Raw genomic sequence first — 1,906 nt, forward strand, 5'->3', positions numbered from 1 at the left:
GTCTTGTCCTTTATCAGACAAGGCAAGGTAAGACATGACTTTGTCATCGTCTTGCTCAACTTTACGCCGGTTGAAAGAAAAGGGTTTAAGGTTGGCGTACCATATGCTGGCACCTACCAAGAAGCTTTAAACAGCTCACGCAGTGAATATGGCGGTGATTGGACCGCAAAACCACAAACGATGACTGCAGAAGAGAAAAAGTTTAAGAATTTTGACTACCAAATTTCTGTTGACCTACCGGGCTTCAGTGCCATGATTCTTAAGCCAGAGAAAGTAGTTATCAAGAGAAGACGTGCTAAAAAGGCTAAGCAAGTTAAAAGCAAATAGCCGTTAGTACAAATAATGTGAAGAGATAAAGTAGAGAAGGTTTTTATTATGAGTACAAAAATGCTAGGTCTAATCCTGGCCGGGGGCAAGGGGACCCGGCTTGGCAAGTTAACTGCAAATCAGGCTAAGCCAGCCGTGCCATTTGGCGGCCGTTACCGGATTATCGACTTCCCGCTGAGCAACTGCGCAAATTCAGGTGTCCGCAACGTCGGCATTATCACCCAATATGAACCATTGAAATTGAACAATCACATCGGCAACGGTTCAAGCTGGGGGCTTGACGGGCTGAACTCTAGTGCCACTATCTTGCAGCCATATACCGACAACGGCGGCAGCAAGTGGTTTGAAGGGACGGCTCACGCCATCTACCAAAACATTGACTACATCGACAGCCAAGACCCAGAATACGTTTTGATCCTGTCAGGTGACCACATCTACAAGATGGACTACGCCGACATGCTGGAACAACACGAAAAGAACCATGCTTCTTTGACGGTTGCCGTTATCGACGTGCCATGGGATGAAGCACCGCGCTTTGGGATCATGAACACCGACTCCAGCGGCCGGATCATCGAATTTGAAGAAAAACCAGCTGAACCAAAGAGCAACCACGCTTCCATGGGGATCTACATCTTCAACTGGAAGCGCCTGAGAGAAGTCTTGACTGCCGGCTTTGCTACGGCTGACGACATGGTCGACTTTGGGAAGAACGTTATTCCTTACTACTTAAAGAGTGACGAAAGAGTCTTCTCATACCAATTCTCCGGTTACTGGAAGGACGTTGGTACGATCGACTCCCTCTGGCAAGCCAACATGGAATTCTTGGATGGGTCAGACGGCTTAGACTTAGACGACCGCAGCTGGCGGATCTACTCCAAGAACACCATTGACGCTCCGCAAATGATTACTGAAGACGCTGAAGTCAAGAACTCCATGATCGTGGACGGCTGCTACATCGATGGCAAGATCGAACACTCAATCATTTCTGCTAATGTTGACGTCCAAAAGGGGTCAGAAATCGTTGACTCCGTCATCATGCCTGGTGCCAAGATCGGCAAGAACGTTAAGATCCACAAGGCAATCGTTGGCGAAAACGCGATTATTGGCAGCAACTCAGTAGTTGCAGAAGAAGATGGCAAGATTGCCGTAGTTGGCAATGGTGAAAAGATCGGAGTGTTACCAAATGAAAACAAGTAAGATGTGCGCAATTTTTAGCAACCAGCACGAATACAGCCAATTAAAGCCTTTGACGGATGAAAGAGCCCTGTCAACTCTTTACTTCGCCGGCAAGTACCGCTTGATGGACTTTGCCCTGTCCAGCATCGTCAACGCGGGCATCAACCACGTTTACACCTTGATCAGCCAAGAAAAGGTTAGATCCTACCTGGACCACCTTGGCGGGGGCAAGGAATGGGGCTTAGACACGATTGGTGCCTACGAATACCTGGACTTTTACCAAAACTTGATGCAGCGCCGGGCAAGAGGGGAAGAATATTTTAACGATTTGATCCTCTTTTTGAAGACCTGCAAGATGCCTTACACCGTCTTCATCGGCAACAAGATGGCTGCCAACTTTGAC

Annotated in this window: 3 protein-coding genes; all 3 read left to right on the forward strand. The window is 47.9% G+C overall.

Features of this window, described 5'->3' with window-relative positions:
• The coding region (locus tag ACI4WN_RS00500) for an alpha amylase C-terminal domain-containing protein (protein WP_439776511.1) at positions 1-327 on the forward strand (327 nt) is incomplete at its 5' end.
• A 48-nt stretch (positions 328-375) separates the two neighbouring features.
• Positions 376-1,524 carry a glucose-1-phosphate adenylyltransferase gene (locus tag ACI4WN_RS00505; RefSeq protein WP_439776512.1) on the forward strand — a complete coding sequence of 383 codons (1,149 nt, stop codon included), beginning with the start codon at positions 376-378 and terminating at the stop codon, positions 1,522-1,524.
• The coding region (locus ACI4WN_RS00510) for a sugar phosphate nucleotidyltransferase (RefSeq protein WP_439776513.1) at positions 1,511-1,906 on the forward strand (396 nt) is incomplete at its 3' end. The genes ACI4WN_RS00505 and ACI4WN_RS00510, both read left to right, overlap by 14 nt.

The sequence above is a fragment of the Lactobacillus sp. genome, assembly GCF_051893255.1.
Taxonomy (GTDB): domain Bacteria; phylum Bacillota; class Bacilli; order Lactobacillales; family Lactobacillaceae; genus Lactobacillus.